The organism is Micrococcus luteus NCTC 2665 (assembly GCF_000023205.1).
Taxonomy (GTDB): domain Bacteria; phylum Actinomycetota; class Actinomycetes; order Actinomycetales; family Micrococcaceae; genus Micrococcus; species Micrococcus luteus.
In genome coordinates this window covers 2,165,252-2,190,980 of record NC_012803.1, presented here as the reverse complement: position 1 = coordinate 2,190,980, position 25,729 = coordinate 2,165,252, and the positions used below count along the sequence as shown (strand labels likewise).

Here is a 25,729-nt window from a genome sequence, read left to right as displayed (position 1 = left end):
CCGGCGCGCAGCGGGCGCACGGGACGGCGCAGGGGGGCTCAGCCCTGGGAGGTCTCGGACGAGGCCATCGGCCAGGTCTTGGCCACGAGCGTCAGCACGTCGTACTGGGCGCAGAGCTCGTCCTTCTGGTTGTGGATCCGGCAGTCCCAGACCACCTCGCCGTACTCGTCGCTCACGCGCGGGGTGATGCGCTTGGCGGTCAGGGTCACGCGGATGGCGTCGTCGTAGGTCACCGGCGTGATGAAGCGCAGGTTCTCCAGGCCGTAGTTGGCCAGCACCGGGCCCGGATCCGGGGCCACGAACAGCCCCGCGGCCCACGAGACCAGCAGGTAGCCGTGGGCCACCCGGCGCGGGAAGAACGGGTTGGCCATGGCGGCCTCCTCGTCCGTGTGGGCGTAGAACCTGTCCCCGGTCTCCTCCGCGAAGGCGGTGATGTCCTCCAGGGTGACGGTGCGCAGGCCGGAGGCGAACTGGTCGCCCACCGTCAGCTCGGCCAGGGACTTGTAGAACGGGTGCACGGCCGTGCCGGCCTCCACGTCCTCGCGGGTCACCGTGTGGGCCGCGGCGCCCTGATGCCACACGCCGGTGATGGCCGTGAGCATGTCCGGGGAGCCCTGGATCGCCGTGCGCTGCATGTAGTGCTTCACGGCGCGGACCCCGCCGAGCTCCTCGCCGCCGCCGGCGCGGCCGGGGCCGCCATGGATCAGCACCGGCACGGGGGCGCCATGGCCCGTGGTGGTCGCGGCGGTCTGGCGGTTCAGGACATGCACGCGGCCGTGGTGGGCGCCGATCCCGGCGGCGAACGCGCGGGCGATCTCACCGTCGTTCGTGGCGACCGTGGCCACGAGCGACCCCGAACCCAGGGTGGCCAGGGCCACGGCGTCGGCCACGTCCGTGTAGCCGATCACCGAGGTGACCGGACCGAACGCCTCGACGCTGTGCACCTCGGGGGTGCGCGCGTCCTCAAAGGTGAGCACCGTGGGGGCGAAGAACGCGCCGGACTCGGCGTCGGCGTCGCCGGTCGAGCCCTCGGGGCCGCCGAGGCGGACCTGACCGCCGGCGTCGACCAGGCGCTGCACCGCGCCGCGGACCTCGCCCTGCTGCTCCTTCGAGGCCAGGGCGCCCATGGTGGTGCCCTCGACGCGCGGGTCGCCCAGGACGACCTTCGCGGCCAGGCGCTCGGTGAGGGCGGCGGTCACGGCCTCGACCCGGTCCTGCGGGACGATCACCCGGCGGATGGCCGTGCACTTCTGGCCGGCCTTGACCGTCATCTCCTGGAAGACGACCTTCACGAACGCCTCGAACTCGGGGGACTCCGGGTCCGCGTCCGGGCCGAGGATGGCGGCGTTGAGGGAGTCGGTCTCCGCGGTGAAGCGGACGCCGCCCTCCTGCACGTTCGGGTGCTTCTTCAGCGTGGCCGCGGTGGCGGCGGAGCCGGTGAACGCGACGTGGTCGCGGTAGTCCAGGTGGTCCAGCAGGTCGCGGGCGGAGCCGGAGATCAGCTGGATCGAGCCCTCGGGCAGCACGCCGGACTCGAGCATCAGCTCGACGCACTTCTGCGTGACGTAGCCGGTGGGGGTGGCCGGCTTGACCACGGTGGGAACGCCCGCGACGAAGGCCGGGGCGAACTTCTCCAGCATGCCCCACACGGGGAAGTTGAAGGCGTTGATCTGCACGGCCACGCCCGGGATGCGCTGGTAGATGTGCTCGCCGATGAAGGAGCCATCGCGGGAGAGGGGTTCCACGTCGCCGTCGATGATCACGTTGGAGTTCGGCAGCTCGCGGCGGCCCTTGCCGGAGAACGTGAAGAGGGTGCCGATGCCGCCGTCGACGTCGAAGGCATGGTCGCGCTGTGTGGCGCCGGTGGCGAAGGAGACGTCGTAGAGCTCCTGGACGCGGGAGTTCAGGTAGAGCGCGAGCTCCTTGAGCTTGAGGGCGCGCTCGTGGATGGTCAGCTCGCCCAGGGCCTGCTGGCCGACGGTGCGGGCGTGCTCGATGGCGGCGGCCGTGTCGAGGCCGTCGGTGGAGACGCCGGTGAGGCGCGCGCCGGTGTTCGCGTCCGTCACGTCGGTGACCTTGGACGGGTGCGACGGCGTCCACCAGCTGCCGGCGACGTAGCTGGGGAGGATCTCCGGGAGGGAGGGGGCGGTGACGGTCACGGGGTCTCCTGGTGTCGGGGGCGCGGGCGAGTCCCGACCGATCGGTCGGTTATTGCTCCTCACCCTAGCCGAGACGTGGATCACGCGGGAGGGGGGAGCCGGGCCGGTGACGCCGTCGTCGTGGAGAGGGCTTCGCCGCGCAAGCCGTGGCGCCGAGGCCCGCAGACGCGCCGCTACCGCCAGGACGTAGCGGCGTGTCTGCGGGCCTCGGCGGGGCGTCGTCCACAGATCCCAGCGGACGACGACGGCGGCCCGTCCGGATCGGGCACGCTCGGCGCATGCCCCGCTCGCCCGCGCCCCTGCCTCCGATGCGCTGCGGACTGGACGGCCTCCTCCGCTCTCCGACCGTGTTCTCGACCCCGGCCGCGCGCGAGGCGGGGGTGAGCGCGGCCCGGCTGCGGCGCGGGGACGTGGTCTCCCTCGGCTGGGGGCTCTGGGGCCTGCGCGGCGTCGAACCGGACCCCATGGACCATCTGCGGGCGCTGCAGGATCTGCACCCCGAGGGCGTGTTCAGCCACGTCACGGCCGCCCGGGTGCTCGGCCTGTGGCTGACCGGGCCGCTCGCCGCCGACCGGTCCGTGCACACCGCGACCCCGCGCGGCCACGGCACCGCGTCGAGCCGGGCCGGGATCCGCTCACACCGCCTCCGCGCCGACGCACCGGTGCGGATCGTGGACGGGGTGCGCGTGACCGCGCCGGGGTGGACCTTCGTCGACCTCGCCGCGCAGGCCGGGCCGCTCGAGCATCTCGTCGCGCTGGGGGACAGCATGGTGCGGACCGCCCCGACGGAGGCCCGCCGCCGTCGGCTGCCTCCCGGGGTGACGGACGTGGCCGAGCTGCGCGCCGCCGTCGGGGAACGCGGACGGGTGCGCGGGATCCGCGCGGCCCGGGAGGCGCTTGAGCTCGTGCGGCCCGGGTCCGACTCGCCGCAGGAGAGCCGGCTGCGGGCGCGGCTCGTCCTGGCCGGCGTCCCCGAGCCCGCAGTGAACCCGTGCATCCGCCTCGCCACGGGGCAGCTGCTCCGCGTGGACCTGGTGTGGGCGGAGGCCAAGGTGGCCGTCGAGTACGACGGCGATCAGCACCGCACGGATCGCCGGCAGTGGCGTGAGGACCGCGAGCGGGACGCGGCCCTGCGCGCGGAGGGGTGGGAGGTGATCCGGGTGACCGCCGACGTGTTCCGGCCGGGGCACTGGGAGCTGTTCGTGCGGCAGCTGCGGGGCCTGGTGGCCGCGCGGACGCCGCCGGGCCGAGTGCCGCCGTCGTGGATCTGACCCGCCCAGGCCCGCAGACGCGCCGCTACCGCCGGGACGTGGCGGCGCGTCTGCGGGCCTCGGCGAGAGGGGCGGGAGCCTCAGGCCGGCGTCGACCCCCTGCCCCTCGTCTCCGGACCGGCGTAGAATCGAGCACCGGTCCCCTCGGACCCGCCCCACCCCCTCATCCGGAGAGTTCTGCCGCATGCTGCGCACCATGTTCCACGCCAAGATCCACCGGGCCACCGTGACCCAGGCGGACCTGCACTACGTGGGCTCCGTGACCGTGGACCAGGACCTGCTGGACGCCGCGGACATCCTCCCCGGCGAGCTCGTGTCCATCGTGGACGTCACCAACGGCGCGCGACTGGAGACCTACACCATCGCGGGCGAGCGGGGCTCCGGCGTGCTCGGCATCAACGGCGCCGCCGCCCACCTGGTGCATCCGGGGGACATCGTCATCCTCATCGCCTACGGGCAGATGGACGACGACGAGGCCCGCCACTTCCAGCCCAAGGTCGTCCACGTGGACGCGGACAACAGGATCGTGGAGCTCGGCATCGACCCCGCCGACGGCCTCCTCGACGGCCTCTCCCGCCCGCCGCTGTCCCGCGAGTGGAACGAGGCCCAGGCCGAGCTCTGAGCCGGCCGGGGCGCCGGGCCGTCATGGACGAGACGTGCGAGCGGGATCAGCGGTCGCCACGGCCTTCGCCCCGAGCGCCCGACGCGCGGAGCGCATCGCGGCCGCGTGGCTGAGGCCCATCGCGGCGCGGGCGCCCGGCACGCGGGCCACGGCGCGCATCCACGGCGAGGTCAGCACCACCTCCTGCTCCCACGCCACGGTGCAGCGCGGCGCGTGTCCGGCCGGGGCGCCGTCGTCGTGGACGGTGACCCACACGGTGCCCATCAGGTCCCCTCTCAGGTGCGCGACCAGAAGGCCGCGGGCGCGGTCGTCGATGAGACGCTCCATCGTCAGACGCACCGGCACGAACCCGCGCAGCCGGACGGCGGCGCGGTCGGGGCCCAGGCGACGGGCGCGCGGGACGGCCGGCCACCAGCGTGGGTAGCCGGCCGGGTCGGCGAGCAGGGCCAGCACGGACCGGGCGTCCGCGGGGACGGCCCAGCGGTGGGTGAAGCGGAAGGGGCGGTCGGCCGACATCAGGCCCGGCCGAAGGTCTCGGGGTCCACGGGACGCCGGGTGCGGGGGAGCTTCGCGACGACCAGCAGGTACGACTCCGTGACGAGGTCCCGGACGAGCTGCTCGTCGAGGTCCGGGTGCGCGGCCAGGCTGAGCCAGTGCCGCTTGTCCATGTGATAGCCGGGCGTGATCGCCGCGGGCAGGGCCGCGCGCAGCTGGGCGCCGTCCTCCGGGCGGGCCTTGACGTTCACGAGGCGGCGCCCGTCGTGGTCGATGAACACCACGAACAGCTTCTCCTGCACCTTCATGACCTCGGTGTCCGGGCCGAAGGGGTGCGACGCGGCGCTGCCCGGCAGCTCGAGGGCGCGGTCGCGGGCGACGCGCAGCAGCGTGGGCTCGTCCATGCCCGTCACGTTAGCCGCGCCGACCCCGCCCCCGCACTTTCGAACGTGATATCGGGGGAATGGGCGCTTTCGAACGGGAGATAGGCCCTATCTCCCGTTCGAAAGCGCCTGCCCCGGGGGCTCAGCGGTAGTCGAAGAAGCCCTTGCCGGACTTCCGGCCGAGCTCGCCGCGGGCCACCATGTCCCGCATGAGCTGCGGCGGGGCGAAACGCTCACCCAGCTGGGACTCGAGGTACTCCGCGATGCCCAGGCGCACGTCCAGGCCCACGATGTCGGTCAGGGCCAGCGGGCCGACCGGGAACTTGTAGCCGAGCACCATGGCGGCGTCGATGTCCTCGGGGGAGGCCACACCCTCCTCGACCATGCGGATGGCCTCGAGCGCGATCGCCACGCCCAAACGCGACGAGGCGAAGCCCGGGGCGTCCTTGACGACGACGGGGGTCTTGCCGAGCCCGCGGACGCACTCGGTGGACAGGGCCTGGAGCTCCGCACCGGTCTGCTCGCCGATCACGACCTCCACGAGCTTCGAGGCGGGCACCGGGTTGAAGTAGTGCAGGCCGCAGAAGCGCTCGGGGCGCTGCAGGTGCGTGGCGATCTCGTCGATGGACAGGGAGGAGGTGTTGCTGGCCAGCCAGGCGTCCTCGCGCAGGTGTGCCTCGACGTCGGTGAGCGCCTCGATCTTCACCTGCATGTCCTCGAACACGGCCTCGACCACGAGGTCGCAGCGGGCGAAGTCGGCGCGGTCCACGGAGACGGTCAGGCGCTGCGCCCACTCGTCCAGGTCGCCGTCGATCTTGCCGCGCTCGAGGGAGGCGGCCAGGTCGGCCTCGATGCGCTCCCTGGCGGCCTCGGCCGACTGTGGGTCGCGCTCGACGACGACCACCTCGGACGAACCGGCGACGAGGAACGCGTGGGCGATGCCGCCACCCATCCGGCCGCCGCCGAGGACGCCGACGACGGCGGGCACGGAGGACGGCGCGGTGTCAGGGGTGTGCTGCTGATCGGTCATGTCAGTCCTCACTTCTTCTTGCGGTCCAGGAACGCCTGCATGCGCTCGAACTTGGCCTCGGACTCGAACAGGATGGCCTGCGCGATCTCGTCCACGTGGGGGTGGGCCTCGCGAGGGAGGTGGAAGACGCGCTTGGACAGCCGCACCGCCAGCGGATCCTGCTGCGCGATGCGGTCGGCGAGGGCGTCGGCGGCGTCGAGGAGGGCCTCCGGCTCGTGCAGCTCGGTGACGAGCTTGAGCTCGAGGGCCTCCTGCGCGTCCAGGATCCGTCCGGCGAGCAGCAGCTCGAGGGCCACGGGCTCACCCACCAGCTCCTTGAGCCGCCACTGGGCGCCCGCAGCGGCGGTGATCCCCAGACTCGTCTCGGGCTGGCCCATCTTCAGCGCCGGGGTGGCGATGCGGAAGTCGGCCGCGTAGGCCAGTTCCGCGCCGCCGCCGAGGGCGAAGCCGTCGATCGCCGCGATCACGGGCATGGGCAGCCGGTGGATGCGGTCGAAGACCTGCGAGTTCACGCCGCGCAGGGCGTCGTCGCGGCGGCGCTCGCGCAGCTGTCCGATGTCCGCGCCGGAGGCGAAGATGCCGGAGAACGTCCCCGGCTCGCGCTTCGACTCCACCTGCGTGCCCGAGATGATCAGGATCTTCGGCTCGCGTTCGAGGTGGGCGCAGAGCTCGTGGAACTCGTCGACCATGGTCTGGTCGATCGCGTTGCGCACGCCCGGGCGGTCCATGCGCGCGTGGACGCGGTCCTCACGCTCCTCGACGCGCAGTGCCGTGAAGTGGCTGAAGTCGTCCATGCGCTCAGACCTTCTCGACGAGCATCGCGGAGCCCTGGCCCACGCCCACGCACATCGTGGCCAGGCCCCTGTCCGCGCCCTCGCGCTCCATCCGACCGAGCAGCGTGACCACGAGGCGCGAGCCCGAGGAGCCGAGCGGATGGCCCAGGGCGATCGCGCCGCCGTCGGCGTTGACGGTCTCCGGGTCCAGGCCGAGGCGCCGCATCGAGGCCAGGGACTGGGTGGCGAAGGCCTCGTTGAGCTCGACGGCGCCCAGGTCCGCCACGGACCAGCCGGAGCGCTCGAGGGCCTTCTCGGTGGCCGGGACGGGGCCCAGGCCCATGATCTCGGGGGCCAGGCCCGCCGAGGTGGACTCCACGACGCGGGCCCGCGGGGTCAGGCCGTACTTCTGCGCGGCCCGCTCGGAGACGACGAGGATCGCCGAGGCGCCGTCGTTGAGGGAGGAGGAGTTGCCCGCGGTGACCACGCCGCCCGGCTTGATGATCGGGCGCAGGCCGGCGAGCACCTCGGGGGTGGAGCCGGGGCGGGGGCCCTCGTCCGTGTCCACGACCGTCTCGGCGCCCTTGCGGCCCGTGACGACGACGGGCACGATCTCGTCCGTGAAGCGGCCGGCCTCGATGGCGGCCAGCGCGCGCTCGTGCGAGCGGGCGGCGAAGGCGTCGGCGTCCTCGCGGGTGATGCCGTCCACCTCGCCGACCTCCTCGGCGGTCTCCGGCATGGAGAAGGTGAACTTCTCCCCGAACTCGCCGTCCGCGAAGCGGGGGTTCACGAAGCGCCAGCCGATCGCGGTGTCGAAGGCCGCGCCGGGCTTGGCGAACGCCGTCGTCGGCTTCTCCATCACCCAGGGGGCGCGGGACATCGACTCCACGCCGCCGGCCACGACGACGTCGGCCATCCCGGAGCGCACCATCGCGGTGGCGATGCCGATCGCGGACATGCCGGACGCGCAGAGGCGGTTCACGGTGATGCCCGGGACGGTGTCCGGGAAGCCGGCCAGCAGCCAGGCCATGCGGGCGACGTTGCGGTTCTCCTCGCCGGCGCCGTTGGCGTTGCCGAGGATGACGTCGTCCACGACCGACGGGTCGATGCCGGCGTCCTCGATCACGGCCTTGACGGTCAGGGCGGCGAGGTCGTCGGGGCGGACGGAGGAGAGGGCACCGCCGTACTTGCCGACGGGCGTGCGGCGACCGCCGACGAGCAGGGCCTGGGACTGTGCGGACATGGAGACTCCTTGAGTGACCGACGACGGGGCGGGCGCGGCGAATTACCGACCGTGCGTTCAGGTTCAGTATCCCGGGCCGGTGTGATGGGGGTCAACTGCGGGGGCGGGTGTGACGGGACAGCGCGCCCCGCGCTGAGGCCCGCAGACCCGCCGCTTCGTCCCCGACGTGGCGGCGTGTCTGCGGGCCTCGGCGCCGGTCCGGTCCGGCCCGCGCACCGCACGACGACGGCGCGCCCTTCCGGAGGGGGACGCGCCGTCGTCGTGGGGTGGGGACGGGCGCAGCCCGTCAGGCGGGCCGGATCAGGCCGGCACCACCGGGTTCGAGCGCGTGGCCACGACCTGCTCATCGTGCAGCTCGCGGTCCTGGATGCCCTTGGGGACGAACAGGACGGCGATGAGCGAGACCGCGGAGATCGCGATGATGTACCAGGCCACGTTCTCCCAGCCGGTCTTCACGAGCTGGTCGGCGATCAGCGGGGCGAAGGCGCCGCCGATGATGGTGCCGAGCGCGTAGCCGATGGAGACGCCGGAGAAGCGGACGCGGGCCGGGAACATCTCGGCGTACATCGCCGACTGCGGGCCGTAGGACGGGCCCAGGCCGAGGGTCAGAACGAACAGGCCCAGCGAGAACAGCGGCAGAGACGCGGTGTTGAGCAGCCCGAACAGCGGGAAGGCCCAGACGATCAGGAAGCCGTAGCCGAGGACGAAGGTCAGCTTGCGGCCGATCTTGTCCGAGACCCAGCCGCCGAGCAGGGTGAAGATGAACCAGCCGACGCCGCCGATGAGGCTCGCGATGAGCACCTCGGAGGAGGTCATGCCCAGGCCCTTCGGGCCGCCGTACTTCGAGAACCACGCGATGAGCAGGTAGCCGACGCCGTTGTTCGCGGCGAAGATCACGGCGGCGAGGATGACCTCCTTGGTGTGGTGCCGGAAGAGCTCGCCCAGCGGGGCGGACTCGTCCACCTTGAGCTGCTGCATCTCCTTGAAGACCGGGGACTCCTCGACGGCCTTGCGGATCAGGTAGCCGACGACGATCAGCACCACGGAGATCAGGAACGGGATGCGCCAGCCCCAGGCGAGGAACTGCTCCTCGGACATGGTGGAGCGCACGATGAACAGCACGCCGGTGGCCAGGATCATGCCCAGCGGCACGCCGATCTGCGGAGCGGAGCCGAACAGGCCGCGCTTGCCGTGGGGGGCGTGCTCCACGGACAGCAGCGCCGCGCCGCCCCACTCGCCGCCGGCGGACAGGCCCTGCAGCAGGCGCAGCACGACGAGCAGGATCGGGGCCCACACACCGATCTGGGCGTAGGTGGGCAGCAGGCCGATGAGGGTGGTGGCCAGGCCCATGCCGATCAGCGTGAGGGACAGGACGAACTTGCGGCCGAAGCGGTCGCCGAGGTGGCCGGCGATGATCGCGCCGAGCGGGCGGATGAGGAAGGAGATGCCGAGGGTGGCCCACGCGGCGATCTGGGAGCCGTTCTCGCCCATCGGCTGGAAGAAGAGGGCGGCGAAGACGAGTGCGGTGGCCTGGGCGAAGATGAAGAAGTCGTACCACTCGATGGTGGTGCCGACGACGGTGCCGGCGATGACCTTGCGCTCCTCGCGGCGGTCACGCGCGGGGGCGGTCGCCGCGGGGGATGCGACGGTGTGGCTCATGGATGCTCCTGGGATGCGGGGCGGCGGCCGACCGTGAGACGGCGGCGGGACGGTGTGGTTCCCGACCGATCGGTCGGGAAGTGACACCCGTCACCGTATACGATCCTCTGTGACTCACGCCACGATCCCAGCTGATGACGGGAATGTGACGCGGCCAAGCCGGGACGACGACGGCGCCGCGCCCTTCACGCAAAGGGTGCGGCGCCGTCGTCGGTGGCGGGGTGCGGCGGCTCAGCCGCGGCCGGTGAACTCCGGCTTCCGCTTCTCCTGGAAGGCCTGGAAGCCCTCGGCGTAGTCGGCGGTGCCGCAGAGCTCGCCCTGGGCGATGTTCTCCGCGCCGAGGGACTCCCACAGGCCCACACGGTGGTCGCGGACCTGGGCCACGAGCTCCTTCGACGCGCGGAACGCGAGGGTCGCGCCGGAGGCCACCTGGGCGACCTTGGCGCGGGTGAACTCGAGCAGCTCGTCCGCGGGCAGGGCCCGGGAGAACAGCCCGGCCTGGACGGCCTCGGCGCCCGAGAGGAGCTCGGCCGTGTAGATCAGGTCCAGGGTGCGGTGCGCGCCCAGGCGCTCGGTGAACAGCCAGTGGCCGCCCGAGTCCAGGGTGGCCCCGAGGTTCGCGAACGGCGAGCCGATCTTCGCGTCCTCGGCCACGTACACCACGTCCGTGGCGATCGCGAGGCCGAGGCCCACGCCCAGGCAGGCGCCCTGCACCGCGGCGAAGGTGGGCACCGGGATCTCGGACATGGCCCGCAGCACCGGGGTGACCCTGTCCCGCAGGTAGGCGGTGGCGTCGTCCTCGGCCGGGACCACGGCGGAGATGTCGCGGCCCGCGCAGAAGCCGCGGCCCTCGCCGCGCAGCAGCACGGCCCGGACCTCGCCGGACTCGACGCCGGCGGCGGCCCGCTCGTAGGCGGCCTGGAGTTCGGCCAGCGCGGCATCGTCCAGGGCGTTCATCCTCTGGGGGGCGTCCAACACGATCTCGGCGACGCCGTTCTCGACGGTGATCTCGATCATCGGGGGCTCCTTCGGTCTCGTGGGCGGGCGCTCAGGCGTCGAAGTCGAGCGTGATCGAGTCGGAGGTCGGGCGGGTCTGGCACGTGAGCACGTAGCCCTTCTCCACCTCGTCCTTCTCGAGCGCGTAGTTCTCGTCCATCTCGTACGCGCCGTCGACGACCTTGGCGCGGCAGGTGCCGCACACGCCGCCGGCGCACGCGAAGGGCACGTCCGAGCGGACGCGCAGCGCGGCGTTGAGGACCGTCTCGTGGGCGGACTTGGGGGACTCGACCTTGGCGGTGAGGCCGTCGAGGTTGAACTCGATGGTCACGTTGTCGCCCTTCGGGTCCACCTCCACCACGCGGCCGGAGTGGCCCTGCGGGTTCTCCGGGCGGCCGGTGGTGAACAGCTCGAAGCGCACGTCGTCCTCGGACACGCCGCGGGCGGCGAGCGTCTCACGGGTGAGCTGCACGAGCTCGAACGGGCCGCAGAGGAACCACTCGTCGGTGCCCTCCACGTCGATCACGCGGTCCAGGAGGGTGGTGAGCTTGTCCTCGTCGATGCGGCCGGAGAGCAGCGGGGACACGCGCTGCTCTCGGGAGAGCACGTGGTGCACCGTGAACCGGGCCGGGTACTTGTCCTTGAGGTCGCCGATCTCCTCGGCGAACATCACGTCCATGGCGGAGCGGTTCGCGTAGACCAGGTCGAAGCGCGAGGTCTCGGAGGCCGCGAGCACGGCCTTGGCGATCGCCATGATCGGGGTGATGCCCGAGCCGGCCGCGAACGCCACCAGGTGCGTGTCCTTCTTCTCCGCGACCTTCTCCGCCGCCACCTTCTGGGCGTCGTTGAGGGAGGTGACGTGCGTGCGGGACGTGAACGCGCCCTGCGGGTTCATCACGTCGATCTTCTCGCCGACCTCGAGGCTCTCGTTGGCCCACGTGGAGAACCTGCCGCCGATGTCCTTCTTCACGGCCACGCGGATCTCACCGCGCTTCGGGACGGCGCAGATCGAGTAGGACCGGCGCACCTCGGCGCCGTCGAGCTCCTTGCGCAGGGCCACGTACTGGCCCGGCACGTAGTCGTAGTCGTCGGCGAGCTCCTCGGGCACCGCGAAGGTGACCTCCACGGAGTCGTCGGTCAGGCGGCGCAGCTCGGACACCTCGAGGGTGTTGAACGTGGCGCGGCGCTTGCCGGTGGTGGGGGCGTCGGTGGTCTCGGTCATCAGTGCACCTTGAAGTAGTCGAAGGGCTCGAGGCACTCCCGGCAGGTGTAGAGGGCCTTGCAGGAGGTGGAGCCGAAGCGGGTGATCTCGCGGGTGTTCAGGGAGTGGCAGCGCGGGCACTTCACGGCCATGCCGATCCGGACCGGGCCGTCCGTGGTGCGCGCGACGGGCGGGGCGATGCCGTACTCGTTGAGCTTGGCCTTGCCCTCGTCCGTCATCCAGTCCGTGGTCCACGCCGGCTGGAGCACCAGGCGCACCTCGGCGTCGGGGAACCCGGCGCGCCCGAGCGCGCGGGCGACGTCCGTGGTGATGGTGTCCATGGCGGGACAGCCGGAATAGGTGGGCGTGATGACGACGACGGCCCTCTCGCCCTCGACCCGTGCCTCCCGGAGGATCCCCAGGTCCGCGATGGACAGCACGGGGATCTCCGGGTCGTGCACGGTGGAGGCCGCATCCCAGACCCGCGCATCGGCGGGATCGGCGGGGCGCAGCTCGCCGGCGGTGGTCACCAGGTCGCTCCCGGGTGACGGCGCGCCAGGGACTGCATCTCCGCGAGGATGTACCCGCGGTACTCGCTCATGGCGCCGGAACGGTCGCCGCCGCGGGCGGTGCCCGTCGTCGGGACGGTCAGGCCGGCCTCCTCGATGGCCGCGCGGATGCGGGTCATCGTCGGCTCCTCGAGCGAGGACGGCAGCACGGCGACGCCCTGCTCGGCGAGGGCGCGGACGACGTCGTCGTCGTGGAAGAGCTCAGCCACGTAGGGCCACAGCTCGTCCAGGCCGCGCTGCATGCGACGCTTCGACTCCTCGGTGCCCAGGCCCAGGCGCTGCAGCCACAGGGCGGCGTGGTCCTGGTGGTACAGGACCTCCTTGAGGGCCTTGTCCGCGATGGCGGCGAGCGTGGGGTCCGTGGACTCGCGCAGGCGGGTGTACAGCTCGTACGAGTAGAACGAGTAGTACAGCTGGCGGGCGATGGTCTTGGCGAAGTCGCCGTTCTCGGCCTCCACGAGGCGGACGGAGCGGAACTCCTCCTCGTCGCGGAAGTACGCGAGCTCGTCCTCGGTCCTGCCCCACGCCGTGCCGGCGTAGGAGAGGAGGAAGCGGGCGTGGCCCACGAGGTCCAGGGCGATGTTGCCCAGGGCGATGTCCTCCTCGAGCTCCGGGGCGCGCGAGATCCACCAGGACAGGCGCTGGCCGAGCATCAGGGCGTCGTCACCGAGGGCGAGGGCGTAGCGGGCGACGTCGTCGCTCGTCTTCTGCTCGCCGGCCGCGATCTCCTCCGCGGTGATGGCCACGCCCGCGGAGTGCTTCGTGGCGGAGTCGTTGGTCGCGAAGCTCACAGGTGCGGCACCCCCTCGGACTGCTGGTAGTAGGTGGCGTGACGGTAGGACTTGCCCTGCGGGGACTCGAAGAAGCCGCCCTTGGAGTCCGGGTCGGAGGCCGCGATGGCCTCGGCCGGGACGACCCACACGGAGGTGCCCTCGTTGCGGCGGGTGTACAGGTCCCGCGCGTTGCGCAGCGCCAGGGTGGCGTCCGGGGCGTGCAGCGAACCGGCATGCACGTGGGAGAGGCCGCGGTTGGCGCGGACGAAGACCTCCCACAGGGGCCAGGCGTGGGAGGCGGCGGTGGTCTCGCTCATGGGTCAGGCTCCGATCAGGTGGGTCTCGGCCGGCGCGTTCTGCTCGGCCTGGCGGCGGGCGTAGGCGGCGGCGGCCTCGCGGACCCAGGCGCCCTCCTCGTGGGCCTGGATGCGGCGGGCCATGCGCTGGGTGTTCATGGGGCCGTCGCCCTTGATCACGGACATGAACTCGTCCCAGTCCAGCTCGCCGAAGTCGTAGTGGCCGCGCTCCTCGTTCCACTTCAGGTCCGGGTCCGGCAGGGTGAGGCCGAGAGCCTCGGCCTGCGGGACGATCATGTCCACGAAGCGCTGGCGCAGGTCGTCGTTGGAGAAGCGCTTGACCTTCCACGCCATGGACTGGCGGGAGTTGGGGGAGTCATCATCCGGCGGGCCGAACATCTGCAGGGCGGGGCCGTAGAAGCGGTCCACGGCGTCCTGGGCCATCTGCTTCTGCTCGGGGGTGCCGTGCGAGAGCTTGTAGAGGATCTCCCAGCCCTGGCGCTGGTGGAACGACTCCTCCTTGCAGACGCGCACCATCGCGCGGCCGTACGGGCCGTAGGAGGCGCGGCACAGCGGCACCTGGTTGCAGATCGCGGCGCCGTCGACGAGCCAGCCGATCGCGCCCATGTCCGCCCAGGTGCGGGCCGGGTAGTTGAAGATCGAGGAGTACTTCGCGCGGCCGGAGAGCAGCTGCTCGTTCAGCTCGTCCCGCGGGGTGCCGAGGGTCTCGGCGGCGGAGTACAGGTACAGGCCGTGGCCGGCCTCGTCCTGGACCTTGGCCATGAGGATCGCCTTGCGCTTCAGGGAGGGGGCGCGGGTGATCCAGTTGGCCTCCGGCTGCATGCCGATGATCTCGGAGTGGGCGTGCTGGGAGACCTGGCGGGTCAGGGACTTGCGGTACGCCTCGGGCATCCAGTCGCGGGGCTCGATGCGCGAGTCCTCCGCGATCAGGCGATCGAAGTTCTCCTGGCCGGCCGCATCCTCGGGGGACGGGACGGAGGCCAGGTGCTGGGGGGAGCTGGTCTGCGTCATGGGGATCACCTCACGCTGAGTGCGGGCTGGTTCCGTGGTCAGGGCGCACCGGGGCGCACCGAATTACTGACCGCTCGTTCAGGATAGGCCAGGGTGTGACCTCGGTCAACACGCCGGAGCCGGTGCGACCCGGGTGCGATGCGGCCGCCGGGACGGTGCGGGAGGGTTGGCTCCTGCACAGGCGTTCCGACGGCGTCCCCCATCCCCGGACCGCCCCGCGCCGCGGTCGCGGGACCCGGGCCCTCCCTACGGTGGCCGCATGCCACCCCTCATCGGACCTCAGCAGATCGCCACGGCCCTGCGGGCCGTCGGACTCGACGACGACGCCGCCCGCCTGGCCGCGTGGGCCGACCCCGCCCGGCGCGAGCGGGAGGCCGCCGAGCAGGCCCTCGCCGACCTCGCCGTGGCCCAGACGCAGCTGCGCACGGCGCTGGGCGGGCTGGTCAGCGCCGCCACGGACGTGCGCTCGGCGATGCACACGGCATGGCGCGGGGAGGCCGCCGGCGCCTATGGGGAGGCCGTGCGGCGGGCGGCGACCCTGGCGGCGGAGCTCGAACGGGAGGCCGGGGAGTGGCTCGCCCTGCGGGCCACCGCCGAGCGGGAGGCGGAGGACGCACGCCGAGACGCCGAGGCCCGGGAGCAGGCGGCCGAGGAGACGGCGCTGGCCGTCCTGCGCTCGTTGGCGGTGGCGGCGTGACCGGCGGGCGGGGTGCCGGCCCGGGGGCGGTGGCCTTCAGCACGCACGGCGGACCGGGCTCGATCTACGCGGAGGCCGAGGAGATGCGCGTCGTGGCCGGGCGGCACGAGCACGCCGCCGAAGAGGCGGCCGGAGCCTCGTGGCAGGTCGACGCGGCCGCCTTCGGGCTGGGCCGGTCGGCCACGTGGCTCGCCTCCGCCGCCCTGCTGCAGGAACGGCTGGTGGAGGCGGTCGGTCGGGTGCGGAGCCTGTCGGAGCAGTGCGCCGAGCTGCACCGCGACCTGCTCTCCGCGGCGGCCCGCTACGAGGAGGCCGAGCGCGCGGCGGCCGGCATCATGGCCGCCGAGGACGCCTCCCTGGGGGAGCTGCCGGCGCTGCTCTGGCGGGACGGCCATGACGGCCTCACCACCCGCGAGGCGGAGCGGCTCGTGCAGGACCTCGTCCAGGCGGTGCCCGAGGCCATCGTGTCCGCCGCGCTCGCGGCCACCGGGTTCCCCCTGCTCGCGGCCCTGGCACGGATCGACGTGAAGATGCTGACGAGGGCGCAGAAGCGCGTGCTGAAGCGGCCCGTCTCCACCGCGGCGAAGAAGGGGACGGACGCCGCGTCGGACCTCACCGAGGCGCTGCGGGTCTCCCCGGACGAGGCGTGGACCGTGGCGGCGGACGCCCTGACCCTCGCCGGCGCGGCGCCCCGGGGCGCGGTGACCCCGCACGGGGCGCCGCAGGACCGGCCGACCGCGCCCGCCCTGCTGGACGGCTCGGCCACGGGGCTGGCCTCTCTCATCCCGCGTGGGGAGGGGGACGGGGACCTCACGGTCACGGAGGTGGTGCGGGAGAACGGGAGCCGCGCCTGGGTGGTGGGCCTGCCGGGCACCCGCGGCGGCCTGATCCCGGATCCCGAGTCGACCGACCCGTGGGACGCCGGCGGACTGCTGGACGCCCTCGGCTCCGAGTCCGAGGTCACGGCCCCGGCGGTGCGGGCGGCGCTCGAGGCGGCCGGCGTCCCGCACGGCGCCCCGCTCGTCCTGGCCGGCTACTCCCAGGGCGGGGTGCACGCCGTGAACCTGGCCGGCCGGGAGGACTTCACGTCCGTGTACCCCGTGGCCGGCGTCATGACGATCGCGGCGCCGTCCGGCAACGCGGTGGAGACCGGGCGGGCCGCGGTGCTGGAGTTCTCCTCGGACGGGGACCTGGCCGTCGCCGCGGACGGGGCGCCCACCCCCGTCTCGTCGCGCCGGGCCGAGGTGGTCTTCCACCCGGCCGGCCACGGGTGGGACGTGCCCGGGGGTGGCTTCCGGACCGGCTCTCCGCCGGCGGTGAAGGGCGACCTGGACGCCGCCCACGACTTCGAGGGCCAGGTGAACCTGATCCGGCAGTTCGAGGCCGCCGAGCCCGCGGCCCGGGCGGAGGTCGCCGGGCTCTCCGCCGCGTTGGCCGGGCTGACCGCGGGGACCGTGGCCTCGAGTCGGGCGGTGCGCCTGCGTCGCACGCCGCCGGAGGGGGGCCACCTGCCCCCGGGATCCCGGTGAGCGCACCGGCGGCGGGGTGCCTGCCGCCGCCCGCTCAGTTCGCGTCGAGCAGCACGCCCGCGAAGAACGCGTTCAGGCGGTCGACCTCGTCCAGGCCGAAGACGCCGGAGACGTACTGGTCCGGGCGGACCACGACGACGGCGCCGTCACGGCTGATGCCGCGGGCCTCGAAGATGTCCTCACCGTGCTTGGGCTGGCACGTGGCGAAGATGTTGTTCAGGTCGTGCAGGCCGAGGGGGCCGGTGGTCGGCCGGAAGACCGAGGGCACGTCCGGGTGGGCGAACTCGGTCTGCTTCTGCTGGTACACGACCTTGACGTCGAAGCGCGCGTCCTCGGGGCCGTCCGACGGGGTGTGGCGGTTGCGGAACGAGTGCGGGTCCTCCTCGATCGCCTTCGCCCACGCCGCGACCTTCGAGTCCTCGGCGCGCGGGGAGGCGGCGTCGGCGAACACGTAGACACGCCAGCGGCCGTCCGCGCGGTGCAGGTGGCCCAGGTGCTTGACGTTGGTGTCGCACGAGCGCTCCACCAGGGCGGACTTGAAGCGCTTGCCGATCGGGAAGCCCTGCGCCAGCGCCTGGCCGGTGGCGTCCGTGGTGAGGAGGGAGGGCTGGTACTCCGTCATGAAGCCGGCCGGGAACTCGGCGGTCTTCGTGTAGAACTCGGCCACCTCGTTCGGGTCGCCCAGCTCGGAGGTGGGCTTCGCCATGAGCGTCGACCACTCCTTGTCGAAGTCGATCAGGTTCTTGGCGATCTCCTTGCGCTCCTCCGAGTAGGTCGGCACGAGCTCGGCCGGGGCCATCCCGGAGAGCACCTGGCCCAGCTTCCAGCCCAGGTTCCAGCCGTCCTGCATGGACACGTTCATGCCCTGGCCGGCCTTCGCGGAGTGGGTGTGGCAGGCGTCGCCGAGCAGGAACACGTTGGGGTGGTCCACGCGCTCGCGGTTGTCGAAGCCCGAGGTCAGGCGGTGGCCCACCTCGTACACCGAGTGCCAGGCGACCTCCTTCACCTCCAGCGTGTAGGGGCGCAGGATCTGCTGGGCCCGGCGGATGATCTCCTCGAGCGGGGTCTGGCGCACCTTGTGGTTGTCGTCCGCCGGGACCTCGCCCAGGTCCACGTACATGCGGAACAGGTGGCCGCCCTCGCGCGGGATCAGGAGGATCGAGCCGCTGGACGAGTGGATCGCGCACTTGGTGCGGATGTCCGGGAAGTTCGTGTCGGCCAGTGCGTCCATGACGCCCCACGCGTGGTTCGCGGCGTCGCCGGACAGGGCGTGGCCGATCGACTTGCGGACGCGGGAGCCCGCCCCGTCCGCGCCCACCACGTACTTGGCACGCACCTGGCGGGTCGGGCCCGAGGCCGGGTCCTCGAGGGCGTTGCCCTCGGCGTCCACGGTGCGGCGCAGGGTCACGAGCACGGGGTACTCGCCCTCGGTCGTGTCCTCGAGGCCCTCGAACGCCCAGCCGTAGTCCGGCTCCGCGCGGGTGGGGGAGTTCTTCATGTACTCGGCGAACCAGTCCAGGATGCGGGCCTGGTTCACGATCAGGTGCGGGAACTCGGAGATGCCCTCCGGGTCGTCCTCGGCCAGAGAGGTGCGCACGATCGTGTCCGCGTCGTCAGCGGCCGGGTTCCAGAACGCCATGGAGGTCAGGTCGTAGGCCTCGTCGATGATCTCGCTCGCGAAGCCGAAGGCCTGGAAGGTCTCCACGGAGCGGGCCTGGATGCCGTCGGCCTGGCCGATCTCGAGGCGGTGGGGGCGGCGCTCGATGATGCGGGTGTGGACGTCCGGGAACATCGCGAGCTGGGCGGCGGCGATCATGCCGGCCGGGCCGGAGCCGACGATCAGCACGTCCATCTCGTCGGGCAGCTCGGCGGGGCGGTCGAGGCCGATGCCGGCCGCCACCTGGACGCGCGGGTTCGTGGAGACATAGCCGTGGTGGTGGAAGAGCATGGGGTCCTTTCGCTGCGGGGGATGTCGCTGCGCGGCGCGCGTGCCACCCGGAGTGTGTTCTCTCAGAGAACACGGCGTTCCCCCTGGGAACACGTGTGTGCCAGACTGTACGCCGACGTGACTGCGTTCACAATCGGTGCGCGGGTCTATGACGCCCCGGGCGCGTCGCGTCCGGCACACGCGGTGAGGAGCACGGATGACAGAGCACGACGGCGGCCCCGGCCGGGAGGGCGCGCCCTCCCAGACGCTCTCCCGCGCGCTCACGCTGCTCGAGACGGTCGTGGAGGCGCCCGAGCCGCCCACCATCGCCGACCTCGCCGACGGTCTGGGGGTCCACCGCTCGGTGGCCTACCGCGTGCTGCGCACCTTCGAGGCCCACGGCCTGCTGCGCCGCGACGGCCTCGGCCGCGTCCACGCCGCCCCCGGCCTGGCCGTCCTCGCCCGCCGGGTGGAGCAGGACCTGCGCGCGGCGGCCATGCCGCACCTGACCGCCGTCTCCACCGACCTGGGCATGACCGCGTTCCTTGTGGTGTGGGACGGCGCGCACTGCCTCACCTTGGCCACGGCCGAGCCGCCCAGCGGCAACCTCGTCACCCAGCGGCCCGGGACACGGCATCCCCTCGGGGTCGGCGCGCCGGGGATGGCGATCGCCGTCGCCCTGCCCGGGCAGGAATGGGTACGGCTGCACGGTGACGCCCCGCCCGAGCGGCCCGAGCTCGAGGACGTGCGGGAGCGCGGCTGGGCCGTCAGCACCGACGAGGTCATCACCGGCGTCTCCTCCGTCGCCGTGCCGCTGCAGGCCCCGGGTCAGCTGCCCGCCGCCCTCGCCGTGGTCTATGCGACGCGGCCCGAAGACCCCGCGCGCCTCGGCGACCGGCTCGAGCAGGCGGCCCGGGCCGTGGCCGCCGAGTTCGGCGCAGCCTGATCCCCGGGACCCGTGGGGCGGCTCACAGTGTCCGCGGCCCGCATTACCCTGGTGGCCATGACTGATGACGCACAGCAGGCGCCCGCCGTGGTCGCCCCGCACAAGAAGGTCGGGATGCTCCCGCCGTACGCTGCCGGCAAGCCGCCGGTCGCGGTCCCGGGCCTGCAGCCCTACAAGCTCTCGTCGAACGAGAACCCGTTCGCCCCCGTGCCCGGCGTGATCGAGCGGGTGCGCGAGGTCGTGACCGGCCCGGAGGGCGCGCCCAGCACGCTCTGCCGCTACCCGGACACCCTCTCCACCGGCCTGCGCCAGGCCCTGGCCGCGCACCTGGACGTCCCGGCGGACGACGTCGTGACCGGCGCCGGCTCCCTCGGCGCCCTGGCCCAGGTCATCACCACTTTCGCCGGCCACGGCGAGGCCAGTGAGGGCGACGAGGTGATCTTCGCGTGGCGCAGCTTCGAGGCCTACCCGATCGTGGTGCGCACCGCCGGCGCCGTGGATGTGCAGGTGCCGCTCACCGCGGACCACCGCCACGACCTGCCGGCCATGCTGGACGCGATCACCGAGCGCACGCGGGTGATCCTGCTCTGCACCCCCAACAACCCGACCGGCCCCGTGCTCACCACCGCCGAGGTCGAGGACTTCCTGGCGCGCGTGCCCGAGCACATCCTGGTGGTCATCGACGAGGCCTACGTGGAGTTCGTCCGGGACGAGGACGCGGTCAAGGGCCTGGACATGTACCGCAAGCACGCGAACGTCGTCGTGCTGCGCACCTTCTCAAAGGCCCACGGCCTGGCCAACCTGCGCGTGGGCTACTCGGTCTCGCAGCCGGAGATCACGAAGGCCCTGCGCACCGTGGCCACCCCGTTCGCGGTGTCCACGGTGGCCGAGGAGGCTGCGATCGCCTCGCTCGAGCACCTGGATGAGGTCCTCGAGCGCGTGCAGGTCGTCGTCGACGAGCGCGAGCGCGTCGCCGCCGCCCTGGCCGAGGCCGGCTGGGACCTGCCCGCCTCGCAGGCCAACTTCGTGTGGCTGCCGCTCGGCGAGCGCACGCAGGAGTTCGCCGAGGCCGCCCAGGCCCAGGCCCTGTCCGTCCGGGCGTTCGCGGGCGAGGGCGTGCGCGTGAGCATCGGCGAGGTCGAGGCCAACGACCGCTTCCTGGAGGTCGCGCGCGACTTCCTGAAGTGAGTCGGCGGGGGTGAGCGGCACGCTGGGCCGGCTGATCCGGGTCCTCTCCGCGTTCTACGCGGAACGTCCGGGGTTGACCGTGGCGGCCCTGGCCCGGCGTGGGCTCACCCCGGCGGGCCGATCACCCGCCACATCAGGCGGCGGTACAGCAGCGCGCACGCGGTGAGGACCAGCGCCCCGGTGAGCACCGGGGTGACCAGGTAGTCCCAGTCCGCGTTGCTCAGCATGACCGTCAGCGCGGTGGCGCCCGCGGGGGCGTGGATCACACGGAGCCCGGCCATGACGGCCATGGCCAGGCCCATGCCGGCCGCGAGCGAGTACCAGGTCAGGGGCAGCACGGAGATCACGGCGATCCCGCACGCGGCCGAGACCACGTGCCCCACGAGCACGTTGGCGGGGTGGGAGTGCGGGCCGTGCGGCACGAGGAACACGAGCACGCAGGACGAGCCGAAGGCGCCCACCAGCAGCGGCACGGAGGCCAGGTCCTCGCCGAGGCTGAGGGTGGCGATGGTCAGTGCCCCCGCGATCGAGGCCGCGAGGACCACGTGCCAGGGCAGACGGGGGGCCAGCGGGCGGCGCCACGGGTCCAGGAACCGCGGGCGACGCAGACCGGGCAGGCGGGTCATGCGCTCGTCTCATCTCCTCGTGACTCGGTCGCGGCCCGGGTCGGGCTCCTCCAGGGTAGGCCGCGGGCGGGGTCCGGGGGCGCCCGGGGGCGGAGAGGCCGGGACTGTGACGGCAGCTCAGCGGCGCAGCGCCACGAGGGCGTCCTCGGCGTGCCACTCGTGCCTCGGGGGAACGCCGGTTGACTTATCCCGGGTGCGGCGGCCTACGACCGGTGATAACTCAACCGACGACGTCGGCCCGCACCTGCGCGCGAAGGTGCGGGCCGACGTCGTCCCGGCGGGGTGCTCAGGCGGTGCGCAGCACCATGCCCGGGTGGAGCATGGTCGAGACCGTCATACCGTTGAGGCGTTGCAGGCGCTCCATGGAGACGCCCGTGCGCTGGGCGATGAGCCACCAGCCGTCGTTCGCCTGGACCACGTACGTGGCGGGCGAGGGCGCCGGGGCGGAGGCGGTCTGGCCGGTCCGCAGCACCATCTCCGGGTGCAGCACGGTGGTCGCGGTCATGCCGTTGAGGCGCTGGAGGGTCTCCATCGTCACGCCGGTGCGGTGGGCGATGATCCACCAGCCGTCGCCCTCGCGGACCGTGTACGTGCCCGGGGCGGGGGCCGGAGCGGGCGCGGGCGTGGAGGCCGGCGCCGTGGCGGCCGTGATGAGCACCATCCCCGGGTGCAGGACGGTGGATGCCGCCATGCCGTTGAGCCGCTGGAGCTCCGCGGCGCTGACGCCGGTCCGTCGGGCGATGACCCACCAGCCGTCGTTCGGCTGCACCGTGTACGTGCCGGTGGTGATGGGGGTGGGCTCCGGGGCGGTCGGGTCGGCGACGGTGCGCAGCACCATGCCCGGGTGGAGCACGGTCGACTCGGTCATGCCGTTGAGCTCCTGGAGGGTGGCCGCGGGCACGCCGGTGCGGCGGGCGATGGTCCACCAGCCGTCGTTCGGCTGCACCGTGTACGTGCCGGCGGTCGACGGCGCGGTCGTCGGGGCCGGCGTCGGAGCCGGGGTGGTCGGTGCCGGCGGCTGGCCGGCCGCCGTCGCGATGGCCTCGGCGCGGTCCCGCAGGTCGTCGAAGCGGGCCATCAGGTGCTGCCCCGGGCACGCGGTCGCGGACGTGGCCCGGTGCGGGAAGATCGTGTCCACGGTGACGGGCGTACCCGCGGCGTACTTCGTGCTGCCGCCCGAGGTCAGGGTGACCCGGCCCCGCGCGTCGATGCCGTCGCGGTACAGGTAGTAGGCGGTGGCGCGGGCCATCGCGTCCACCACCTCCTCGGACGGGGCGACCACGTCGTAGTTGCCCATCGTGGAGATGCCCATCGTGCCCCGGTTGAACCCGCCCGCGTGCGTGCCCAGCGGGTTCGAGTCCAGGGCGCCGCGACGGCCCTCGTAGATGTTGCCGAAGCGGTCCGTGATCAGATGGTACGGGAAGTCGCCCCAGCCGAGGGTCTTCGTGTAGTACGCGTAGACGCCGCGCATCTGCTCCACGGCCTGGGCGCGCGTGTAGTCGTTGGTGCCGGCCGTGTGGTGGATGGTCAGCGCGCGCACCTGGTCGAACTGCGGGGAGGACTCGGCCCAGGACTCGTCCGCGCCCCACTGTGAGCGGGTGATCACGTCCGGGAGGATCTTCGCGTGCGCGTGCGCGTGCGCGTGCGCGTCCGAGGCCGTGGCCACGGTGCGGGCCTCGGCGGGTGCGGCGCCCCCGACGACGGCGCTCGACTTCACGCCCCGGGGCAGGCCGGCCGTCTCCGCGGCCTGCTCGGCGGCCACCGCCGGGTGCGCGCTCGCGACGGTCTCGTCCGTGGCGGCCGTGCCCGGGTCGATGAGGGACAGCTCGAGGCCGGCCGGGGCTGCGCCGTCCACGGTGGTCACGCGCAGCTGGGCGCCGTCCGCGCCGAACGCGACGAACGGGTCCGTGCCGGTGCGTGCGGGGGCGGCGTCCTCGGGCAGGACGGGCCGATCCAGGACCTGCCACGGGCCCCAGGCCCCGTCCTGACGCACGCGGATCTCCACGCGCTCGACGGCGTCGTCCGCCGCGGCGTCCCACACGGCGGCGGCCACCGTGAACGGACGGTCCACCACGGGCTCGCCGAGCACGACGCCGGCCGGGGCCTCCTCGGCCGGGACGAGGTTCTCGCCCTCCTGCGGGACGGTCGCGACGCCGGCGCCCTCGACGGGAGCGGCCGACGCGGGGGTCGTGGCCGTCCCGGCGGTCGTGGCACGGGCGGCGTCGTCGAGCGGGCGCGCGTCGGGGGCGCCCTCCGTGGTCGCGGACGGCTGCTGCGGGAGCAGGCCGCCGACGAGGACGGAGAGCGCGGCGACCGCGACGGCGGGCGCGAGCGGGCGGGGGGACGCGGCGGAACCCGGCGGGAGAATCTTCATGCGGATGCCTTCGGAAGGTGGAGTGCCCGAGGAACGACAGGCGCGGGCCGTGCCGCATCCCCGGGTCGGTGGCGTGGTGCGGGCGGGATGAGGGCCGGAGAGCCGTCGTGATCGTAGCGTGATCGACCATTGCCGGGAGCATTTCTCGGAGGCTTGTCGGGTCATTTCACGCCCCGGTGATGTCCGGTTCATCCATTCACAGATGGGCGCGGTGTGGCGCCGGGGCGGAGCACAGCGGAGGGGTGCCGGGTCCGCGCCGGGGGATACGGTGACGGGAGACCACCACGGGCCGCCCGGCCCGGGAACCAGAGGAGGCAGACCATGGCGGAGCCGATCCACATCGGCGCGGCGGCGGACGTCCCGGAGGGCGAGGCGATCGTCGTCCCGGCGGCGACGGCGGGGACGAGGGACGACGTCGCGGTGTTCCACACGGACGCGGGCGAGTTCCACGCGATCGACGACACGTGCACCCACGAGGACGCCTCGCTGGCCGAGGGCTGGCTCGAGGACGACCGCGTGGAGTGCCCGCTGCACGCCGCGCAGTTCTGCCTGCGCACCGGCGAGGCGCTCTGCCTGCCCGCCACCAAGGGCGTCGGCGTGCACCGCGTCGAGGAGCGCGAGGGCCAGCTCTACCTCGTCCCCGGCGCATGAGCCACGACGTCGAGGCCCCGGCGGGCGTGCCCGGCGCGGTCGTCGTGGTGGGCGGCGGCGTCGCGGGCTTCGCCGTGGTCCGCGAGCTGCGGCGCCGCGGTTTCGCGGGTGGGATCGCCCTCGTGGACCCGCAGGGCGTGCCCTATGACCGGCCGCCCCTGAGCAAGGAGTTCCTGACCGGCGACGCGGACGCGCACCGCCTGCTGCTCGCCCCGCCGGCGTGGTTCGCCGAGCACGGTGTGGAGCTGGTGGAGGACGAGGCGGTCCGGGTGGTGCCGGGCGGCGTCCACCCCGACGGCGGCCCCGCGCCCCATCGGGTGGAGACGGCCTCCGGGCGGGTCCTGGACGCGGACGCGGTCGTGCTCGCCACGGGCGGGCGACCCCGGGCCCTCGACGTCGCCGGCGCCGACCACCCGGACCTGATCACCCTGCGCACCCGCGCCGACGCCGAGGCCCTGCGCGACCGTTTGACGTTCGGGACCGAGGTGGCGGTCGTGGGCGGCGGCTTCACGGGGGCGGAGGTCGCGGCCGCGGCGCGCCGCTCGCTCGCCGCGGTGACGCTCGTGACCGGGACGGACGCCCCGGCTCGCGCGGCGGTCGGGCCGGCGCTGGCCGCCCGCCTGCACCGGATGCACGCCGAGCACGGGGTCGCTGTCGAGGTCGGCCGGGCGGCCTGGATCGAGCACCGGGACGCCGACGGCGGCGCCGCGCTGCCGGCCGCCCACCGGCTCCACCTCCACGACGGGCGGACCGTGGACGCCGACGTCGTGGTGCTGGCCGGCGGCACCGTGCCGGACACCGCCCTCGCCGAGGACGCCGGTCTGGAGGTGGCCGACGGCGTGCTCACGGACGCGATGGGCCGCACTGCCGTGCCCGGGATCCTGGCCGTGGGCGACGCCGCGCGCGCCCGGGAGTCCGCGTGGGCACCCTCGCGGCACTGGGAACCGGCCCTGCGTTCCGGTGCGGCCGCCGCGGCGGCGATCCTGGGGGAGCAGGCGGACGCCCCGGGCGCCCCGTGGTTCTGGTCCGACCGGCACGACGCCCACGTGGAGGCCGTGGGGGACATGACGGTGCCGGCCGGCGGGCGGATCGTGGACCGCGAGGTGCGCGGCGTCGTGGTGGCGAGCTTCGCCCTGGCCGCGGACGGGACCCTGCGCGGGGCCGCGTCGATCGACGACCCCATGACCGTCAAGGCCGCCCGGCGCATCATCGACCGGGGGATCGTGGTGGACGCCGCCGCGCTCGCGGACCCGGCCGTGCCGGTCAAGTCGCTGGCGCGGGGGTGAGGG

24 protein-coding genes are annotated in these 25,729 nt (G+C 73.4%); 8 read left to right on the top strand and 16 right to left on the bottom strand.

The annotated features are described in order from the left end of the window. Window positions 1–38: 38 nt before the first annotated feature. A complete protein-coding gene (gene paaZ, locus MLUT_RS21595) occupies window positions 39–2,159 on the bottom strand; it encodes a phenylacetic acid degradation bifunctional protein PaaZ (protein ID WP_012751098.1) in 2,121 nt (706 codons plus the stop codon). A gap of 278 nt (window positions 2,160–2,437) precedes the next feature. Here paaZ and MLUT_RS21590 point away from each other — a divergent pair, with 278 nt between their 5' ends. Both MLUT_RS21590 and panD read left to right on the top strand, forming a co-directional pair. Continuing rightward, window positions 2,438–3,430 (top strand): DUF559 domain-containing protein, encoded by a 993-nt coding sequence (locus MLUT_RS21590; protein ID WP_010080089.1) that lies wholly within the window; start codon window positions 2,438–2,440, stop codon window positions 3,428–3,430. Between the two features lie 184 nt (window positions 3,431–3,614). After that, window positions 3,615–4,052, top strand: coding sequence for an aspartate 1-decarboxylase (gene panD, locus MLUT_RS21585; RefSeq protein ID WP_010080090.1), 438 nt, complete (start codon window positions 3,615–3,617; stop codon window positions 4,050–4,052). A 21-nt stretch (window positions 4,053–4,073) separates the two neighbouring features. Here the strand turns inward: panD and MLUT_RS21580 are convergent, their stop codons facing one another. The 12 genes from MLUT_RS21580 to paaA all read right to left on the bottom strand — a co-directional run bounded on the left by MLUT_RS21580 (window position 4,074) and on the right by paaA (window position 14,502). Further along, complete coding sequence (locus MLUT_RS21580) at window positions 4,074–4,568, bottom strand: SRPBCC family protein (RefSeq protein ID WP_010080091.1); 495 nt, start codon at window positions 4,566–4,568, stop codon at window positions 4,074–4,076. Then, on the bottom strand, window positions 4,568–4,951 hold the full coding sequence (locus MLUT_RS21575; protein ID WP_010080092.1) for an MmcQ/YjbR family DNA-binding protein: 384 nt from the start codon (window positions 4,949–4,951) through the stop codon (window positions 4,568–4,570). The genes MLUT_RS21580 and MLUT_RS21575 overlap by 1 nt, the downstream gene beginning before the upstream one ends. Window positions 4,952–5,072: 121 nt before the next feature. Continuing rightward, complete coding sequence (locus MLUT_RS21570; RefSeq protein WP_010080093.1) at window positions 5,073–5,960, bottom strand: 3-hydroxyacyl-CoA dehydrogenase family protein; 888 nt, start codon at window positions 5,958–5,960, stop codon at window positions 5,073–5,075. Between the two features lie 8 nt (window positions 5,961–5,968). Continuing rightward, on the bottom strand, window positions 5,969–6,754 hold the full coding sequence (locus tag MLUT_RS21565) for an enoyl-CoA hydratase/isomerase family protein (protein ID WP_010080094.1): 786 nt from the start codon (window positions 6,752–6,754) through the stop codon (window positions 5,969–5,971). A 4-nt stretch (window positions 6,755–6,758) separates the two neighbouring features. Beyond that, the gene (locus tag MLUT_RS21560) at window positions 6,759–7,976 is read right to left on the bottom strand and encodes a thiolase family protein (RefSeq protein WP_010080095.1); all 1,218 of its coding nucleotides are present in this window, start codon (window positions 7,974–7,976) and stop codon (window positions 6,759–6,761) included. A 300-nt stretch (window positions 7,977–8,276) separates the two neighbouring features. Continuing rightward, window positions 8,277–9,635, bottom strand: a complete 1,359-nt coding sequence (locus MLUT_RS21555; protein WP_010080096.1) for an MFS transporter — start codon at window positions 9,633–9,635, stop codon at window positions 8,277–8,279. A 231-nt stretch (window positions 9,636–9,866) separates the two neighbouring features. Then, window positions 9,867–10,652 (bottom strand): enoyl-CoA hydratase/isomerase family protein, encoded by a 786-nt coding sequence (locus MLUT_RS21550; RefSeq protein ID WP_010080097.1) that lies wholly within the window; start codon window positions 10,650–10,652, stop codon window positions 9,867–9,869. Window positions 10,653–10,683: 31 nt separating this feature from the next. Next, on the bottom strand, window positions 10,684–11,853 hold the full coding sequence (gene paaE, locus MLUT_RS21545; protein WP_010080098.1) for a 1,2-phenylacetyl-CoA epoxidase subunit PaaE: 1,170 nt from the start codon (window positions 11,851–11,853) through the stop codon (window positions 10,684–10,686). Continuing rightward, on the bottom strand, window positions 11,853–12,362 hold the full coding sequence (gene paaD / locus MLUT_RS21540) for a 1,2-phenylacetyl-CoA epoxidase subunit PaaD (RefSeq protein ID WP_010080099.1): 510 nt from the start codon (window positions 12,360–12,362) through the stop codon (window positions 11,853–11,855). Before paaD ends, paaE begins: the two co-directional genes overlap by 1 nt. Further along, window positions 12,359–13,192, bottom strand: coding sequence for a 1,2-phenylacetyl-CoA epoxidase subunit PaaC (gene paaC, locus MLUT_RS21535; RefSeq protein ID WP_010080100.1), 834 nt, complete (start codon window positions 13,190–13,192; stop codon window positions 12,359–12,361). Before paaC ends, paaD begins: the two co-directional genes overlap by 4 nt. Next, window positions 13,189–13,491, bottom strand: coding sequence for a 1,2-phenylacetyl-CoA epoxidase subunit PaaB (gene paaB / locus MLUT_RS21530; protein WP_002857863.1), 303 nt, complete (start codon window positions 13,489–13,491; stop codon window positions 13,189–13,191). Before paaB ends, paaC begins: the two co-directional genes overlap by 4 nt. 3 nt (window positions 13,492–13,494) lie before the next feature. Then, entirely contained in the window at window positions 13,495–14,502 is a 1,008-nt protein-coding gene (gene paaA, locus MLUT_RS21525; RefSeq protein ID WP_010080101.1) for a 1,2-phenylacetyl-CoA epoxidase subunit PaaA, read from the bottom strand. Window positions 14,503–14,761: 259 nt separating this feature from the next. Between paaA and MLUT_RS21520 the strand changes: the two genes are divergently transcribed. Then, entirely contained in the window at window positions 14,762–15,199 is a 438-nt protein-coding gene (locus tag MLUT_RS21520; protein WP_010080102.1) for a hypothetical protein, read from the top strand. Beyond that, the gene (locus MLUT_RS21515) at window positions 15,196–16,728 is read left to right on the top strand and encodes a hypothetical protein (protein WP_010080103.1); all 1,533 of its coding nucleotides are present in this window, start codon (window positions 15,196–15,198) and stop codon (window positions 16,726–16,728) included. Before MLUT_RS21520 ends, MLUT_RS21515 begins: the two co-directional genes overlap by 4 nt. A 34-nt stretch (window positions 16,729–16,762) precedes the next feature. Here MLUT_RS21515 and MLUT_RS21510 read toward each other — a convergent pair whose 3' ends face one another. Next, on the bottom strand, window positions 16,763–18,676 hold the full coding sequence (locus MLUT_RS21510) for an FAD-binding monooxygenase (protein ID WP_010080104.1): 1,914 nt from the start codon (window positions 18,674–18,676) through the stop codon (window positions 16,763–16,765). 196 nt (window positions 18,677–18,872) lie between these two features. Between MLUT_RS21510 and MLUT_RS21505 the strand changes: the two genes are divergently transcribed. Together MLUT_RS21505 and MLUT_RS21500 are read left to right on the top strand one after the other, a co-directional pair. Next, on the top strand, window positions 18,873–19,601 hold the full coding sequence (locus MLUT_RS21505) for an IclR family transcriptional regulator (protein WP_012751097.1): 729 nt from the start codon (window positions 18,873–18,875) through the stop codon (window positions 19,599–19,601). 57 nt (window positions 19,602–19,658) lie between these two features. Further along, entirely contained in the window at window positions 19,659–20,789 is a 1,131-nt protein-coding gene (locus tag MLUT_RS21500) for a histidinol-phosphate transaminase (RefSeq protein ID WP_174260676.1), read from the top strand. A gap of 104 nt (window positions 20,790–20,893) precedes the next feature. On the opposite strand, the gene MLUT_RS21495 is transcribed toward MLUT_RS21500, so the two are convergent. Both MLUT_RS21495 and MLUT_RS21490 read right to left on the bottom strand, forming a co-directional pair. Continuing rightward, the gene (locus tag MLUT_RS21495) at window positions 20,894–21,415 is read right to left on the bottom strand and encodes an HPP family protein (RefSeq protein WP_010080107.1); all 522 of its coding nucleotides are present in this window, start codon (window positions 21,413–21,415) and stop codon (window positions 20,894–20,896) included. Between the two features lie 286 nt (window positions 21,416–21,701). Next, the gene (locus MLUT_RS21490) at window positions 21,702–23,789 is read right to left on the bottom strand and encodes a LysM peptidoglycan-binding domain-containing protein (RefSeq protein WP_010080108.1); all 2,088 of its coding nucleotides are present in this window, start codon (window positions 23,787–23,789) and stop codon (window positions 21,702–21,704) included. A gap of 321 nt (window positions 23,790–24,110) precedes the next feature. Between MLUT_RS21490 and MLUT_RS21485 the strand changes: the two genes are divergently transcribed. Next, window positions 24,111–24,440, top strand: coding sequence for a bifunctional 3-phenylpropionate/cinnamic acid dioxygenase ferredoxin subunit (locus tag MLUT_RS21485; protein ID WP_002857882.1), 330 nt, complete (start codon window positions 24,111–24,113; stop codon window positions 24,438–24,440). Beyond that, the gene (locus tag MLUT_RS21480) at window positions 24,437–25,726 is read left to right on the top strand and encodes an NAD(P)/FAD-dependent oxidoreductase (RefSeq protein ID WP_010080109.1); all 1,290 of its coding nucleotides are present in this window, start codon (window positions 24,437–24,439) and stop codon (window positions 25,724–25,726) included. Before MLUT_RS21485 ends, MLUT_RS21480 begins: the two co-directional genes overlap by 4 nt. The last annotated feature ends 3 nt before the right edge of the window (window positions 25,727–25,729 follow it).

Bases quoted from the DNA above. Each gene is read 5' to 3' on its own strand.
- MLUT_RS21485 (WP_002857882.1), top strand. From the start codon at position 24,111: ATGGCGGAGCCGATCCACATCGGCGCGGCGGCGGACGTCCCGGAGGGC.
- paaB (WP_002857863.1), bottom strand. From the start codon at position 13,491: ATGAGCGAGACCACCGCCGCCTCCCACGCCTGGCCCCTGTGGGAGGTC.
- paaA (WP_010080101.1), bottom strand. From the start codon at position 14,502: ATGACGCAGACCAGCTCCCCCCAGCACCTGGCCTCCGTCCCGTCCCCC.
- MLUT_RS21560 (WP_010080095.1), bottom strand. From the start codon at position 7,976: ATGTCCGCACAGTCCCAGGCCCTGCTCGTCGGCGGTCGCCGCACGCCC.
- panD (WP_010080090.1), top strand. From the start codon at position 3,615: ATGCTGCGCACCATGTTCCACGCCAAGATCCACCGGGCCACCGTGACC.
- MLUT_RS21495 (WP_010080107.1), bottom strand. From the start codon at position 21,415: ATGACCCGCCTGCCCGGTCTGCGTCGCCCGCGGTTCCTGGACCCGTGG.
- MLUT_RS21505 (WP_012751097.1), top strand. From the start codon at position 18,873: ATGACAGAGCACGACGGCGGCCCCGGCCGGGAGGGCGCGCCCTCCCAG.
- MLUT_RS21575 (WP_010080092.1), bottom strand. From the start codon at position 4,951: ATGGACGAGCCCACGCTGCTGCGCGTCGCCCGCGACCGCGCCCTCGAG.
- MLUT_RS21480 (WP_010080109.1), top strand. From the start codon at position 24,437: ATGAGCCACGACGTCGAGGCCCCGGCGGGCGTGCCCGGCGCGGTCGTC.
- MLUT_RS21570 (WP_010080093.1), bottom strand. From the start codon at position 5,960: ATGACCGATCAGCAGCACACCCCTGACACCGCGCCGTCCTCCGTGCCC.
- MLUT_RS21490 (WP_010080108.1), bottom strand. From the start codon at position 23,789: ATGAAGATTCTCCCGCCGGGTTCCGCCGCGTCCCCCCGCCCGCTCGCG.
- MLUT_RS21590 (WP_010080089.1), top strand. From the start codon at position 2,438: ATGCCCCGCTCGCCCGCGCCCCTGCCTCCGATGCGCTGCGGACTGGAC.
- MLUT_RS21580 (WP_010080091.1), bottom strand. From the start codon at position 4,568: ATGTCGGCCGACCGCCCCTTCCGCTTCACCCACCGCTGGGCCGTCCCC.
- MLUT_RS21550 (WP_010080097.1), bottom strand. From the start codon at position 10,652: ATGATCGAGATCACCGTCGAGAACGGCGTCGCCGAGATCGTGTTGGAC.
- paaE (WP_010080098.1), bottom strand. From the start codon at position 11,853: ATGACCGAGACCACCGACGCCCCCACCACCGGCAAGCGCCGCGCCACG.
- MLUT_RS21565 (WP_010080094.1), bottom strand. From the start codon at position 6,754: ATGGACGACTTCAGCCACTTCACGGCACTGCGCGTCGAGGAGCGTGAG.
- MLUT_RS21510 (WP_010080104.1), bottom strand. From the start codon at position 18,676: ATGCTCTTCCACCACCACGGCTATGTCTCCACGAACCCGCGCGTCCAG.
- MLUT_RS21520 (WP_010080102.1), top strand. From the start codon at position 14,762: ATGCCACCCCTCATCGGACCTCAGCAGATCGCCACGGCCCTGCGGGCC.
- MLUT_RS21555 (WP_010080096.1), bottom strand. From the start codon at position 9,635: ATGAGCCACACCGTCGCATCCCCCGCGGCGACCGCCCCCGCGCGTGAC.
- MLUT_RS21500 (WP_174260676.1), top strand. From the start codon at position 19,659: ATGACTGATGACGCACAGCAGGCGCCCGCCGTGGTCGCCCCGCACAAG.